The sequence below is a fragment of the Streptomyces sp. NPDC058326 genome, from assembly GCF_042879855.1.
Classification (GTDB): domain Bacteria; phylum Actinomycetota; class Actinomycetes; order Streptomycetales; family Streptomycetaceae; genus Streptomyces.
Map to the genome: position 1 here is coordinate 300815 of NZ_JBHVZO010000005.1, position 14958 is coordinate 315772.

General features: G+C 69.9%; 11 protein-coding genes. 7 read left to right on the top strand and 4 right to left on the bottom strand.

What is annotated here, in order from left to right; genetic code table 11:
* Positions 1-101: 101 nt before the first annotated feature.
* The 5 genes from ACFVYX_RS12825 to ACFVYX_RS12845 all read left to right on the top strand — a co-directional run bounded on the left by ACFVYX_RS12825 (position 102) and on the right by ACFVYX_RS12845 (position 5942).
* Positions 102-374, top strand: a complete 273-nt coding sequence (locus ACFVYX_RS12825; RefSeq protein WP_389681360.1) for a hypothetical protein — start codon at positions 102-104, stop codon at positions 372-374.
* Positions 371-2023, top strand: a complete 1653-nt coding sequence (locus ACFVYX_RS12830) for a transporter (protein ID WP_389681361.1) — start codon at positions 371-373, stop codon at positions 2021-2023. The genes ACFVYX_RS12825 and ACFVYX_RS12830 overlap by 4 nt, the downstream gene beginning before the upstream one ends.
* A 136-nt stretch (positions 2024-2159) precedes the next feature.
* Entirely contained in the window at positions 2160-3026 is an 867-nt protein-coding gene (locus tag ACFVYX_RS12835; protein ID WP_389681362.1) for a phytanoyl-CoA dioxygenase family protein, read from the top strand.
* Between the two features lie 48 nt (positions 3027-3074).
* The gene (locus tag ACFVYX_RS12840) at positions 3075-5264 is read left to right on the top strand and encodes a SpoIIE family protein phosphatase (protein ID WP_389681363.1); all 2190 of its coding nucleotides are present in this window, start codon (positions 3075-3077) and stop codon (positions 5262-5264) included.
* 51 nt (positions 5265-5315) lie between these two features.
* The gene (locus tag ACFVYX_RS12845; RefSeq protein WP_389681364.1) at positions 5316-5942 is read left to right on the top strand and encodes a TetR/AcrR family transcriptional regulator; all 627 of its coding nucleotides are present in this window, start codon (positions 5316-5318) and stop codon (positions 5940-5942) included.
* A gap of 65 nt (positions 5943-6007) precedes the next feature.
* Here ACFVYX_RS12845 and ACFVYX_RS12850 read toward each other — a convergent pair whose 3' ends face one another.
* Positions 6008-9223 (bottom strand): bifunctional cytochrome P450/NADPH--P450 reductase, encoded by a 3216-nt coding sequence (locus ACFVYX_RS12850; protein WP_389681365.1) that lies wholly within the window; start codon positions 9221-9223, stop codon positions 6008-6010.
* A 252-nt stretch (positions 9224-9475) separates the two neighbouring features.
* Between ACFVYX_RS12850 and ACFVYX_RS12855 the strand changes: the two genes are divergently transcribed.
* The gene (locus tag ACFVYX_RS12855; protein ID WP_389681366.1) at positions 9476-10537 is read left to right on the top strand and encodes a zinc-binding dehydrogenase; all 1062 of its coding nucleotides are present in this window, start codon (positions 9476-9478) and stop codon (positions 10535-10537) included.
* Between the two features lie 85 nt (positions 10538-10622).
* Here ACFVYX_RS12855 and ACFVYX_RS12860 read toward each other — a convergent pair whose 3' ends face one another.
* Complete coding sequence (locus tag ACFVYX_RS12860; protein WP_389681367.1) at positions 10623-11345, bottom strand: DUF1345 domain-containing protein; 723 nt, start codon at positions 11343-11345, stop codon at positions 10623-10625.
* Positions 11346-11554: 209 nt separating this feature from the next.
* On the opposite strand from ACFVYX_RS12860, the gene ACFVYX_RS12865 reads away from it, so the two are divergent.
* Positions 11555-12022, top strand: coding sequence for a hypothetical protein (locus tag ACFVYX_RS12865; protein WP_389681368.1), 468 nt, complete (start codon positions 11555-11557; stop codon positions 12020-12022).
* Positions 12023-12681: 659 nt separating this feature from the next.
* Here the strand turns inward: ACFVYX_RS12865 and ACFVYX_RS12870 are convergent.
* Together ACFVYX_RS12870 and ACFVYX_RS12875 are read right to left on the bottom strand one after the other, a co-directional pair.
* A complete protein-coding gene (locus ACFVYX_RS12870; RefSeq protein WP_389681369.1) occupies positions 12682-13137 on the bottom strand; it encodes a hypothetical protein in 456 nt (151 codons plus the stop codon).
* 340 nt (positions 13138-13477) lie between these two features.
* Positions 13478-14812 (bottom strand): class I SAM-dependent RNA methyltransferase, encoded by a 1335-nt coding sequence (locus ACFVYX_RS12875; protein WP_389681370.1) that lies wholly within the window; start codon positions 14810-14812, stop codon positions 13478-13480.
* Between the last annotated feature and the right edge of the window lie 146 nt (positions 14813-14958).

Here is a 14958-nt window from a genome sequence, read left to right on the forward strand (position 1 = left end):
GCGCGGCCGCCCGACTCCCTCGCTCGTCCTCAACGGCCGCGACCGCCCCCGCGCCCCCCGTCGCGCCGTGTCCGTCCTCCTTTTCCTCAGAGAGAGTTCCCGTGCCCTCCGCTTCCTCCTGGCATCCTTCCCGTGACACACGGGTGCTGGTCACCGTCAACGCGCTGCCGCTCGCCGTCGGTGTCCTGCTCTCCTGCTCCACGGCCCTCGGAGAGATCTCCGTGTACGGACGTCTCACCCTCGGCATCACGTGGGCGCTCACGCAGCTCGTCGTCCTCATCGGCGGGACCTGGTGGTACGAGAACCGGGCCGCGTCCTTCGAACCGGCCTCGGCGACGACTGCCGCCTCGCGTTCGGCCGGGGGCGCGTGGTGACGACGCACCTCCTGAGCGTCGGCTCGCCCGATCTCATCGGCACCGCCGCGAGGGGCGCGGTCATCAGCGCCTTCCTCGTCTTCATCGGCCTCTGCCTGCTGTGGGTCTTCATGCTCGCCACGCAGGACGACGACCCGGAACGCCTCTACGTCGCCGGCCGATCTCTCCCGCCCGTCTTCAACGGCGTCGCGATGGCGGGGGAACAGATCACGGTCGTCCTTCTGGTCTCGCTGCCGGGGGCGATCGCCCTCTTCGGCTACGACGGAGTCTCGACCGCCGTCGACAGTGCCCTCGCGCTCGGCGTCTTCCTGCTCCTCGCCTCCAGGATTCGCGCGACCCGCCGCTACACCCTGGGCGAGTTGTTCTCCCTGCGTGCCGAGGGGCCGGGAACACGGATCGCCGGTGCGGTGGTGACACTGTGCATCGCCGTACCCCTGCTCATGGTCCAACTGCGTGCCGGCGGCATCACCGCCGCCCTTCTGATCGGCATGCCGACCGAGCGGGCTCAGGTGGTGTGCACGGTGCTGATGGGGTTCCTGATCACGTGCTTCGCAGGAGTGGCCGATCTGCGCGGCACCAGTTTCGTCCAGGCCGTCAAGGTGCCCGTAGCCCTGGCGACGCTCGCCGCGGTGTCCCTGCTGGCGCTCCGCCTGTTCGACTGGAGTCCTGGATCTCTCCTGTCGGCCGCCATGGACAAGAGCATGTCGCCGGACGAGTACCTCAGTCCCGGCCTGTGGATGCACACCGCCGGCGTCGGGCCGCTCGGCACGCTCAGTGACCACATCGTCGTCATCCTGGGCACCGCGATGATGCCCCACCTGCTCCTGCGCGTCAGCGCCGGCCGGGACGTACCCGCCGCCCGGCGCTCACTGAGCGTCGCCGTAGGGCTGACCGGCCTCTTCTACCTGCTCCTGATCACGACCGGCTTCGCCGCGGCCGCGGTGGTGGGCGGCGGACGGATCGGGGCGGTCGACGCGAGGGGACAGGGAGCCCCGATCCTCCTGGCATCGGAGGTCCTCCCCCAGCACTCCACCGGCCGGGTCGTGCTCATCACCCTCGTGGCCTGTGTCGCCTTCCTGGCCGTCCTCACGGCCGTGGCGAGCGTGACCTTCGCCGCCGCCGTCTCCGTGACCCGCGACCTGGTGGGGCAGAAGGGCCGTACGAGGATCGGGATCGGGGAGCCGACAGTCCTGCGGCTGTCCGTCGTCGCGCTCTGCGCCGTGAGCCTTCTCCTCACCACCGCCGTACACCGCTACCCCATCGAGTTCCTCCTCGCCTTCTCGCTGAGCCTCGCGGCCTCATGCGTGTTCCCCGCGCTCGTCTACTCCTTCCTCTGGACCGGCTTCGACCGCCGAGGGCTGCTGTGGCTCGTCTACGGAGGGCTGTCCCTGTGCACCCTCCTGACCCTCGCCTCCCCCGCCGTCTCCGGAACGAGATACGCGCTGCTGCCGGAGCAGGACTTCAACCTGTTCCCGCTCCACACCCCCGGGCTGATCTCCGTCCCGGCAGCGTTCCTCCTCGGATGGCTCGGCAGCGCACGTCCCTGGGAGCGGACGGCACGGCGCCGGCATGCGGCGTCGGGACCGACTCCTGACCGTGGCGCCCCTGGGGCGCGCATCGGCTCCGACGAGAACGTCATGAGCGGATAGCTCCGCCGTGCCGCGACCGGCCTGTGCATCGTGCACCGGGCCCGGGCGAAGCAGGTGCCCGCTGTCGTTCTCGCCGACGGTCCTGGCTGGCGACAGTGAGACGACCACCACATGAACAACGAGGGAGAGGACGCACATGACGACACAGAAGAAGGCCCAGACCCTGACGTCCGTGGCGAACGACACGCCGGCGGAGGAGATCCTCAAGGTCGTGACCCGTGACGGCGGCGTCATCATCAAGGGCTTCCTGACGCAGGAGCAGATCGTCCGTTTCAACGCCGAGATCGAGCAGCCGCTGCGGGCGCTGGCCCCGGGGTCCCTCCACGAGGACGAGATCGTGGCCGCATTCCACGGCAGCAACACCAAGCGCCTCACGAACCTGGTGACGCACAGCGCCACGTTCCGCAGCGAGGTCATCGACCACCCCCTGGTCCACGAGATCAGCGACCTGGTCTTCCTCCAGGAGTCGGGCACGTACTGGATGACCACCGCCCAGGTGATCGAGATCGGCCCCGGCAACAAGGCGCAGATGCTCCACCGTGACCTGGAGAACTGGTTCCCGTTCATCGGCATGGGGCCCGGTGGTCCGGAAGTCACCATCAACTTCCTGGTCGCCCTGACCGACTTCACGGAGGAGAACGGCGCCACCCGCGTCATCCCCGGAAGCAACCACTGGAGCGACTTCGAGGACCGCGGGACCCCCGAGCAGACGATCCCCGCCGTCATGAACGCCGGGGACGTCCTTCTCTTCAGCGGCAAGACCGCGCACGGCGGCGGAGCGAACCGGACCGGCGACGAGTACCGGCGCGGCCTCGCCTTCGCGTTCAACGCGGGCTTCCTCACCGGTGAGGAGGCGTACCCCTTCCTGGTCGACAGGGAGCTCGCCAAGACGCTCTCGCCGCGCGTCCAGCGCATGCTCGGCTTCCGCTCCCAGTACCCCACGGGCTCTCCCGGCCTGTGGCAGGTCGACTATGCCGACCTGGGCGACCACCTCGGCCTCTGAGATCCGGGTCGATCAGAGGCCGCCACAGCTGTCCGAGGAGCGCACGCCATGGCTTTCCCGTACATTCGCACTATGGGAACCGAGGTCGATGCGTTCCTTGGTCAGCTGGCCCGCCACCTCAGACCACAGGTGGAGAAGTTGTCCGGCCTGCTGCTCCAGCGCCTGAACGGCGAACTCCCCGAGCTGTGGGAAGACCCGGACATCGCGGCTCTGACCCTGGAGGAGACGGCCCAGCACGTCACCGCCCTCCTTGATCTCCTGGAGGCCCGCCCCGGCGCGAGCACGTCGAAGACTCCTCCGGCCGCCTTGGACATCGCCCGCCTCTACGCCCGGCGGGGAATCCCCGTAAGCCGACTCCTCCGTGCCTACCGGCTCGACCATCTCAGCTTGCTCGAACAGCTGCAGGCCGAAGCTCCCCGCCTCACCAGCGACTGGCACATGATCAACCAGGCCACGATGAGGCTGGTCGCGATCGGTTTCGACTACGTGGACCGATCCTCGGAAGAGGTCGTCGCCGCCTACCAGGAGGAACGCGACCGTCTGCTGCAGCGTCGGCTCGCTTTCACCGACAGGGCGAGCAAGCGGATCGGGACCACGCTCGACATCTCCCGCACCGCGGAGGAGCTGACGGAGGTCTGCACCGAGGACTTCGCCGACCTCGTCACCGTCGACCTCTTCGACTCCGCACTCGACGAGACCGGCGCCGGTCCGCCGGAGGCCCTGACGCAGCGCCGCGTCGCCCAGCGCTCCGTCCTCGACGGCTGTCCGGAGTCCCCGCTCCGCGTCGGTGAGACCCACGCCTACCCCGACGACTCGGAACCGGTTCGCGCACTGACCACCGGGCGATCCGTCCTGCACCACATCGCGGGGACCGAGATGCCCACGTGGGTGGCGCCGTCGGAGTCCCGCGGCCGGGTACTGCGCGACCTCGGTCTTCACTCCGTGCTCCTCGTGCCTTTGCACGCCCGTGGGGAGACCCTCGGCCTGGTGCAGTTCGTACGCCATCGCACCTCGCCCCCCTTCGACGACGACGATCTCCTGCTGGCGCAGGAGATCGCCTCCAGGGCGGCGGTGTCCATCGACAACGCCCGCCGGTACACCCATGAGCGTTCCACCGCGCTCACCCTCCAGCGGACCCTGCTGCCGCGGCACACGGTGCAACAGTCGGCCGTCGAAACGGCCTCGCGTTACCTGCCGGCCGGATCCCGCGCCGGCGTGGGCGGTGACTGGTACGACGTCATTCCCTTGTCCGGGGCCCGTGTGGCGCTGGTCGTCGGCGACGTGGTCGGTCGCGGCCTGCACGCCGCCGCCACCATGGGCCGGCTCCGCACAGCCGTCCGCGCCTTCGCCGACATCGACCTCATGCCCGATGAACTCCTCACGCATCTGGACGACGTGGTCATCCGCATGCAGCGCGAGGAGTCGGCGGACGAGGGCGAGACCAGCGCCACGTGCCTGTACGCGATCTACGACCCCGTCTCCCGCCGGTGCTCCCTGGCCAGTGCCGGCCATGTCCCGCCGACCGTCGTAACCCCTTCGAAGATCAGCGAGGCCTTGCCGGAGGTACCGATCGGACCGCCTCTCGGCCTGGGTGGACTCCCCTTCGAAACCGCGGAGTTCGAGCTGCCGGAGGACAGCCTGCTGGTCCTGCACACCGACGGGCTGATCGCCGGCCGCACGCGTGACGTGGACCAAGGACTCGCCACACTGCACGACGTCCTCACCTCGGCGCCGGACTCGCTGGAGGAGATCTGCGACCGACTCCTGGCCGCACTGCTGCCCGGCCGCCCCGCCGACGACGTCGCTCTGCTCGTCGCCCGGACCCATGCCCTCGACCCGGACCACGTGGCCACGATGAACCTCCCTCCCGATCCGGCCGCCGTGTCCGGGGCCCGACGCTTCGCATCCGGCGTCCTGACGGCCTGGGGGATGGAGGAACTTTCCTTCACCACGGAGCTGGTCGTCAGCGAACTGGTCACGAACGCGATCCGCTACGGCAAGAGCCCCATCCAGCTGCGACTGATCCTCCAGTCGACGCTCACCTGCGAGGTCTCCGACGCCAGCAGCACCGCCCCGCATCTGCGCCGTGCCCGGATCTACGACGAAGGCGGTCGCGGCCTGCTCCTCGTGGCCCAGTGCGCGGAGCGCTGGGGGACGCGACACGGTCGCGAGGGAAAGGTCATCTGGGCCGAGCAGGCTCTCCCCGCGGACAGCGCGTCGATCGCCGAAGTGACGTAACGCCTGATCCAGGCCGACTTGATCGATCGACTAAGTCGATATAGTGGGCCTATGGCTCATGTTTCCGCGGCGGAGCGCCGCCCCCAGTTGATCAAGGCGGCCATCGATCTCATGACCCGGGAGGGCGTCGCCGCGGGGAGTACCCGCGCCATCGCCGCGGAGCTCGGTGTCGCGCAGGCCACCGTCCACTACACCTTCGGTACGAAGGAGGACCTGTACCGAGCCGTCATGGACCAGATCACCGACGAGCTGGTGACGCAGGTGCGGCGGGCGGCGCCGGAGGACGCGGGCTTCGAGGAGACCTTCAGCGCACTGGCGGGCGCCCTGTGGGGCACCGTGCGCGAGCCGACGTCGCACCACCAGTTGCTCAGCGAGCTGACCATGTTCGCCCTGCGCGTGCCCGGCCTCAACGAGGCCAGGCAGAGCCACTACCGGCGGGTCATAGAGGTGACCGCCCAGGTGATCGCGGAGACGGCCGAGAGGACGGGGCAGGAACTGGCCGAGTCTCCGGAGACGGTGGCCCGGTTCTTCCTTTCCGGCTTCGACGGACTCACCATGCAGGTCCTCCAGTGTCTGCCGGACGAGGCCACCGAGCGGACGGGGCTCAGGGCGCTCGTGGCCGCGAGCGTGGCGCTGGCCAAGGGGGACCTCGACCTTCCGGACGTACCCATAGCCTGACACCACGCGAAAGCGGTGGTGGGCGCACCTGGGAAAGGTGTACCCACCACCGCTTCTGAGGAGAATCAGCCGGCCCAGACGTCCTCGACGTAGCGTCCGGACCCGACGAGCGCGGCGAGCCAGGCCACGGCCCGCTCGTCACTCTCACCGGTCCGTTCGCGGTAGATCGCCATGAACGCCTCCCGTACGGCGGGGGCCATGCGACGGCCGTCGCCGCAGATGTAGACGCGCCCACCGGCTTCCAGGACCGACCACACCTCCTCGCTCTCGCGGGCGATGCGCTCCTGTACGAAACGGGCGCCGTTCTCGGGCGCGTGCATGAAGGTGGGACGCATGCTGACGGCGCCGTCCGCCTCGGCCGCCTCGAACTCCTCCCGGTGCAGGAAGTCCACGTCGGGGTGGTCGCAGCCGAAGTAGCAGAGCAGGGTGCCGGTCGAGCCCGTGTGGTGGCGGTCCAGGACGGCGCCGCGGAAGGGCGCGAGTCCGGTGCCCGCGCTGACCAGGATCACCGGTACGGAGGTGTCCTCGGGGAGGCGGAAGGACTCGCTGCACGGCAGGACGCGGGCCTGGATCACGTCGCCCGCGTCCACGGTCTGCAGGAAGTGCGAAGCGATGCCCCGGAAGGTGCCCTCGCCCGCCCTGTGGGGCGCTGCGAGCAGCGACACCATCAGGTCGGCCTCGCCGGGCCGGGCCGCGGCGGACGACGAGATCGAGTAGTGCCGGGGACGCAGTACCGGCAGCAGCTCCAGGAAGCGCTCGAAGGGCAGTTCGCACGCGCGGTAGCGCTCCAGGAGGTCCAGGACACTGAGCCCCGCGACGGTCACCTGCTCCCGGAAGGTCTCGGGATCGGCGGTGGCGAAGGCGGTGAGCGGCTGCTTCTCGGGCGGGCAGTCGGTGTGCTCGGCGAGCACGGCGACCTGCTCCTGGGTGGCCGCGTCCTGGAGCTCGACGAAGTCGGTGAGCAGGCGGCGCAAGGTCAGCGGCCGGTCGACGGGCAGGGCGCCCCGGCTCCGGCGGCGGGCGCGCAGCCGGACGGTGCGGTCCAGGTCGAGGCCGAAGCGGTCGGCGACACGCTGGACGAGGTCCTCAGGGTTGCTGGGCAGGACGGCCAGGTGGTCGGCGGTGCGGTAGGTGACGCCCTCGGGCAGCCGGAGCCTCAGGAACCGCTTGGAGCGGCCCAGCTCGTGGTCGGTGTCGACGAGTTCGTACGCTTCGAGGACCTCCATCGGCTGGACGCCGTGGCGCTCGGCGAGACCTCCGAGGACCGACTCCGAGGTGTCCTCCAGCTCGTAGAGCCCTTCCCCTTCCGCCTCGGGCGCGGGGCCGACCGCTTCACCGGCGGTCGCCTCGCCGTACTCCTCCAGGAGCGCCTTCCACAGGTCTTCCGTCCACTGGTCGACCACTCCGCCGAAGTCGCCGGAGGCGTCGGCGCTGCCGCGCTCCAGGAGCGGGACGGCGCCGGCGGCGGTCAGGCGCTCGTCGATCAGGGTGGGGATCCGCTGGTACGTGGCGGCCCAGTTGCGGTCGCCGACGCCGAGGACGGCGTAGCGCAGCCCGGTGAGCGAGCCGGGGGCGAGGTTCTCCAGGGAGGCGACGAACTCGGCGGCGTCGTCGGTCGGGCGACCGTTGTAGGAGGCGGCGACGATGACGACGGGGCCCTTGGAGCCGGCCAACCTCTCCGTGTACTGGTCGAGGGAGGTGACGGTCGGGGCGAAGCCGTGCTCCTCGCCGTCCGTGCCGAGGTCGCGGGCGATGCCGGCGCAGGTGCCGAGGTTGGAGCCGTGGAGCAGCGTCAGCGCGGTCCCGCTCGCCCGGCGCGTCACGGCCGAGGTCCGGCCCGCCGCGGCGTCCACCGCCGCGGCGACGGGCAGGCGCCGCTCGTCGCCGGTGCGGCGGGCAAGCCTCAGGCTGAACCCGTCGGGCTTGATGGTCAGCGTCGACTTGATCTTCATCTGGTAGTCGGTGTGGTCGATCAGGCGATAGCGGTGCACCAGCAGGCCGAGCAGCAGGGTGGCCTCGTGCAGCGCGAACTGGCGCCCGATGCAGGCACGCTCCCCGCTGCCGAACGGCTTGAAGGCGTGTACCGAACGGGCCGCCTCTCGCTCGGGAGTGAAGCGCTCGGGGTCGAACAGCTCGACGTTCTCCCCCCAGGCCGCGTCGCGGTGCAGCGCCGAGGCGATCACCATCAGCGACTCGCCCTTGCGTACGGGGTACTTGCCGCCGATGACGGTGTCCTCGATCGGCTCGACGGCGTACGCGGGCGCCGTCGGCCACAGTCGCAGGCTCTCGTTGAGGATCTGGCGGATGTAGGTGAGCTTGCCGATGTCGCCGTACTGGGGGTCCGGGGATTCGGTGTCGCCCCACAGGGCGTCCACCTCGGCCTGGGCCCGGGCGAGGACCTCCGGGTGCTTGGTCAGGTAATAGAGGGCGAAGGAGAGCGCGCTACTGGTGGTCTCGTGGCCGGCGATCAGGAAGGTGATCACCTGGTGCCGGATGTTGACGTCGTCCAGCGGCTCGCCGGTGACGGGGTCCTTCGTGTGCAGCATCAGCCCCATCAGGTCGTCCGTGCTGGTGTCGCCGGAGGCGCGGCGCTCCCTGATCACGTCGTCGACGAGGTCCGTCATCAGGTCGACGTCCGCGCGGAACTGCTCGACCTTCTTCCTCTTGAACAGCTCGGAGCCCGGGATGGACTCGCCCTTCTCCTGGGCGAAGACGAGGGCCCGGGCCATCGCCTCGACGAACGGGTGCAGGTCATCGCGGCGGAAGGACTGGAAGTCGTAGCCGAAGCCGCACAGGCCGATCGTGTCGAAGGTCAGCCGGGTCATCTCGTCGGGCACGTCCACCGTCTGCACCCCGGCCAGCCGGTCCCACTTGCCGATCAGCGACCGGGCGACCTGGAGCATGGGGGCGTGGTAGCTGCGCATCGAGCCGAGCGAGAAGGCGGGCATCAGGATGTCGTGGGCCTTGCGCCAGTTCGGCTCGTGGTTGTAGGCGGTGAACAGACCGTCCCCGGCCAGAGCCCGGACCTCGACCAGGTCGGCGTGCACGTGCTTGCGGAAGCGGGTCTCGTCCGACAGCTCGGTCACGAGGTCCAGACCGCCGACCATGACGGTGTCCCTCCCGAAGAGCCGCAGCCGGTACACGGGCCCGAATTCCCTGAACTCCTTCAGCAGGTAGGCCAGGAAGTCCGCGCCCGCCGGAACGTTGAACGCGTGGCCTACGAGGGGCAGCGGGGGGCGCTCGGGGATCGCCCGCGCCGCGCCTACGGACACCTGAGTCATGAGCGTGCCTTTCGTTGCACTCCAGCAGTCACCAACCAACATACATACGACTTTGTCGAGTGAACATGTCGCATGACTGTATTGAATGACACAGTCACAGGGCGGAACTCGGAGCGCACTGCGAACGTCCGGCGGGAGCGCCTTGACAAGCGACCTCGTCAATAGACACGGTTGGACGACACGGTCAGTCGACCATGTCGAGCGCCTGAGCTATGCACGCGCTTCTTCCACCGAGCACATCGAGGTCTCCGCATGAACACCATGCTGGCCGGGCGGCTGCGCCTGGACACCCGTACCTTCGCCGTCGAAGAGGTCCCGATCCCGGTCCCCGGCCCGGGCGAGGTCCTCGTGGAGGTGCGGGCCGCCGGCGTCTGCCTGTCCGACATCCATCTGATCGACGGCAGCCTGAGCCCCTTCTTCCCCACCGACGCCGTCACGAAGGCGGGCGCCGTCACCCTCGGCCACGAGGTCGCCGGAGTCGTCCACACCCTCGGCCCGGACGTGAAGGGCGACTGGACGCCCGGACAGCGCGTGGTCCTCCAGGCCGGCGAGGCGTGCGGCGACTGCGGCGGCTGCCTGCGACGGATGACGTGCCACCGGCCGATCACCCGCGGCCTCGACTACGACGGCGGCTGGGCGCAGTACGCGATCGCCCGCGAGGGCACGCTGCTGCCGATCCCGGACGACCTGCCCTTCGACCAGGCCGCGATCATCCCCGACGCGGTCTCCACCCCGTACGCCGCGATCGTGGGAACCGGCGCGGTCCGCCCCGCCCAGTCGGTCGGCATCTGGGGCGCGGGCGGCCTCGGCGCCCACGCCGTGCGGCTCGCCCGGATGGTCGGCGCGGCCCCGATCCTCGCGATCGACCCGCTGCCCTCGGCCCGAGAGCGGGCCCTCACCTTCGGCGCGGACGTCGCCCTCGACCCCCTCGCCCCGGACTTCGCGGAGGCGGTGCGGGAGGCGACGGCCGGGCGCGGCCTCGACGTCGCGTTCGACTTCGCCGGCGTGGGCGCCGCCCGCGCCCAGGCCGCGTCGGTCCTCGGTCCCTTCGGTTCGCTCGTCCTCGCCGGACTCACCCCTGAGCCGGTCACGATCGCCGACAGCATCGGATTCTGCTTCAACGTCAACCAGGTCCGCGGCCACTACGGCTCCGAGCCGGAGCACGTGGAACAGCTCGTCGGACTGGCCGCCGCCGGACGGATCGACCTCGGCCCCTCCGTCAGCGCCCACGTCCCGCTGGCCGAAGCCGCGGACGCCGTCGCCCGGCTGGAGAAGAAGATCGGAGACCCGATCCGCCTCGTACTCACCCCCTGAGCACGAAGGGCGGTGGCCGGCTCACTCCCCACGCGCGGACGAACCGGCTACCGCCCCACCATCGCCCGAGGACCGACGGCACCTGTCAGCCGCCCTGCCCACTGTCCAGTGCTGCGACCATGCCGGCCACGATCACCGTGTTGAAGACGAACGCGATGGTCGCGTTGGCCGCCACCGTCCGGCGCATCTCCCGCGACATCACCGTGACGTCCGTCGTACCGAACGTCGTCATGACCGACAGGGCGAAGTACACGTAGTCAGCCCAAGCCGCCGTCTCCCCACCCGGGAAGTCCAGCGCCGCCTCGTCCTCCACGAGGTTGTCGGCATGGAACGCGACCGCGAAGGCGACCAGAACGCAGATCCAGGCGACGACGACGAGACCGAGCGCCATCAGAACCCGCGCGCCCGCCGGGAAGGCGGAACCCAGATGCCCGGGACGCCACACCGCCGACACCACGAGCGCCGCCGACGCGATGAGGACCGACACCCCGGGCCCCGGCGCGGTCCCCAGAAGGTAGCGCTGCAGCACCGTCCCACGCTCCTCCCTCCTCGCCCAGAAGCGGATCCGTTCCGGCGGCGCGGCCGAAAAGGCTCTCAGCGTGACCACCAGGTAGCAGATCAGGTAGGCGAACAGTGCCACCACGCCCAGATCGGCACTGGAGGCGGACACGGACCCCGGCGCGAGAACCCCCAGCAGGCCGAGGAGCACGGCGACACAGGCCCCGAAGACCGTACTCATCGCGGACCGGCGGCGCTCGGAGAGCCATGAATGCACCGGCAGTACCTCCTCTCGAACGTCCCCGCGCATGCGGCGACAACTGCTCGGCCCGGCGAAGAGACGGGGGACAGAGCGCGATCGCACGAAAGACCGCAATTACACCCACGTGAAGCTCCGCTGCGCTTGCTGCCGTCACGCTCGCCGGTAGCGTCGCACTAACCTCGCGTCGACACAGGTACGCGCTCCGGATCACTCACGTCTTTCGGTGCCCCTCTTCGTACACGGCCTGGAACAGCGAGTTGCTGATCTTCGACAGCTGCATCGGCGGTACCCACCGTAGCCCCAGCCTCTTCACCAACGCGGTCACTCGTGCATGCGTCACCTCTTACCGGTTGCAGCCACGCCCCTCTTCAACGAAGCGCTCACCGCTTGAGGAGTACGAACTCACCCGCGAAGATCATCGCCGCCAGAAGCAGAGTGAAGAGATCGGCGCGTCGGTTCGGCTTCAGGTCGACGAGGACATCGCGAAATGCCAGGCAGATCCTGCGAGGGCGGAGCGTCGCCGCCAGGCGTTCGAGAACGTCGCGAAGCTGATCCAGTCGTTCAAGCAGACCGACCACGAGATCATGCGGTGGCGTGTCCGACTGTGGGCCCCCTACCTTCACCACCGCAAAAGCGCCGCCCGCGCAGACATCCAGTCCAGCACGCAAATGACAATCCTGAGGCCCGCTCACTCGAGCGAATTGTTTCGAATCGCCAGTCGCTGACCAACGGAAGTGGCAGCATGCCGCCGTTACAGATCGCTTCGAGTCGAAGGCGGCCCGTTGGAACGACAGGTCAATGAGCGGCAGCTCTCGGTGCTGCAGTGGGTGGGCGCCGGGTGCCCTGCCGGCATGTGGGAAACCAGCACCTACAAGACCACGTGCCAGGCACTGCAGAACCGGAGCCTGGTCACGGTCTCCCGGAAAGGCGGCCAGTGGAGCGTCGCCCTGACGACCACTGGCCAGTATTACCTGACGCACGGCACCTACCCTCCCCGCGGGTCTCGCCCGCGGAAGACCCAGGTCGCCACTCCGCAACCGCCGCCCACCCGCGCCCGGGAAACTTCGGCCGCCGGGCGAAAGCCGAGCCCTCCCCCACAGCCTCGCGTGACGTTCACAGAGCAGCTGCTGCAAGAGCTCACGGATGCTGGCGGCCGGATCGTGAAGAGCGGCAGCGGTCCGGAGTTGGAGAAGTGGCCCTCCCGCGTCGCCGCGGCGCGCAGGTCCGGAAGGGTCCCGGAGACGAAGGAGCTGCACGGGGGCTGGTGCCGTGGCGGGTACGAGATCAAGCTCGTCGGCATCCCCGCCTGGCGCCTGGACGTCCTCGAACCCGTCCCTGCCGGTCCAAGGACGCGCCCTCAGGCTTATCCAGGCGCTGATCACCGCTACCGAGAAGGCAGGACACTCCAGTGCGGCAGGGCAGACCGGCTTCGCGCCCCCGCTCCATCGCCGACGAAGGGCGTCTCCCCACTTAGTCCGTGGAGTTCCTCGTCCTCCAGGAGCAAGACCGGACTGAGCATCTCGCCACCGAGAGGGAACTCGCCGAGGCCGAGAAAAACTCCTGGATCAGGATCCCCCGCTTCGACTACACCCCGTCCGAACGCCTCCGCTTCGTCCTCAGCGGCGGCCAGCCGCACCGGGCGGGCGAGTGGGCCGACACCCCCGCACGTTCCCTCGAAGACCAGCTCGCCGAGATCGCGCAGGAGGTCACGCTTCGCGGCGAAGCCGCCGAACGCAGACGTCTCGACGAGATCGAAGCGGCCCGCCAGAAGCGCATCCGCTGGGAAGCCGCCATGGAAGAAGCACGCGTCCAGTACGCCGAGGCATACCGCGTCAGACACTTCGAGGCGCAGGAAGCCACATGGCGCCACGCCACCCGACTCGCGGAGTATGTGAGCGCCGTACGCACCCGCGTCGAGACCATGCCCCAGGGTCAGACCAGAATCGAAGCCGAAGCATGGATCGACTGGGCAGCAGCACGCGTGGAGCACCTCGACCCCCTGCGCACACCGCCCCGACTGCCCGACATCCCAGAACCACGAGCCGACGACCTCAGGCCCTTTCTCGGGCGCTGGAGCCCCCGTCCGTGCGTCAAACGTGCGTCACGTGCGTCGAATACGCGTCAAGATATCGCACGTGGCGCACGTACCGCCCATAACGCACACTCGGAGAAACGCCAGGTCAGCGGCCCTTTCCAGCAGGCTCAAGGATCGCCACGCACTCCACATGATGCGTCATCGGAAACAGGTCGAACGCCCTCAGCGTCCGGACCTTGTACCCCCGCTCCGCGAAGTACGCCAGGTCTCGGGCCAGGGCCGCCGGGTCGCAGGCCACGTAGGCGATGCGGCGGGCGCCGAGGCCGGCGAGGTGGTGGACCGTCTGCTTGCCGGCGCCGGCGCGCGGGGGGTCGAGGACGATCAGGTCGACCTCGGTGATGCCCGTGCGGGGGAGGACCGATTCGACCTTGCCCTGTTCGATGCGGACGCGCGGGAAGTCGGCCAGGTTGTGGCGGGCGTCCTCCACCGCGCGCTTGCCGGACTCGATGCCGAGGACCGCGCCCTGGTCGCCGACGCGGTCGGCGAGGGCGCCGGCGAAGAGGCCGACGCCGCAGTAGAGGTCGAGGGCCGTCTCGCCCTTGCGCGGGGTCAGGCCCTGCATCACGGCGAGCATGAGGGTGTCGGCGGCCTTCGGGTGCACCTGCCAGAAGCCGCCGCTGCCGACGCGGTGGGTGCGCCCGTCGGCCCGCTCGCGGACGAAGGCGCGGCCGTGGACGCGGTGGACGCCGCCGTCCTTCTCGTCGACCCGCAGCACGGAGACCGGCTTGTCGAGTTCCACCAGGGGGAGGCGGGCGCCCGGGCGGGGGGTGAGGATGACCTGGCGGTCGTTCGAGCCGGAGGCGGCGATGGCCTCGACGGACGCCATGCCTTCCCAGCTCCGCTTCTCGATGCCCAGCTCCGAGACGCCCTGGGCGGCGATCATGCAGTGGTCGATGATCTCGACCTCGTGGGAGCGGTGCTTGCGCAGACCGGCGTGGCCTTCGGCGTCGACGGCGTACTGGACGCGGGTGCGCCACTGCGGGACCTCGCCCGGCGGGAGCTTGTCGCCCTCGGCGGGCATGACCGTGCCGTCCCAGCCGGCCTCCTCGGGGGTGAGTCCGGCGAGCCGCTGGAGCTGCTCGGCGATGACCTCGCCCTTGAGGCGGCGCTGGGCGCCGGGCTTGGCGTGCTGCCAGTCGCAGCCGCCGCACTTCCCGGGGCCGGCGAAGGGGCAGGGGGCCTCGACGCGGTCCTTGGAGGGGTCGAGGACCGTGATCGCGTCGGCGCGCAGGAAGCGGGAGGTCTCCTCGCCCTCGGTGACGCGGGCGATGACCTTCTCGCCGGGCAGGGCGTGGCGGACGAAGAGGACGCGGCCCTCCTCGGTGCGGGCGATGCAGTGGCCGCCGTGGGCCACCGGGCCGACCTCGACCTCGTACTCCTCCCCGATGAGCGACGACTCAGGTGCGTTCGCGTTCTGCATGACGGGGAGACTCCAGAGAATGAGAGAGGTGGGGGGGGGGCGGGGGGGCGCCCCCCCCCCCACAGGGCCGGGGTGGGGGGGGGCGCCCCCCCCCCCCCGCCGCCGGGGGCAGGCGGTAGAGTGAAAAAAAAAAAAAAAACAACAAG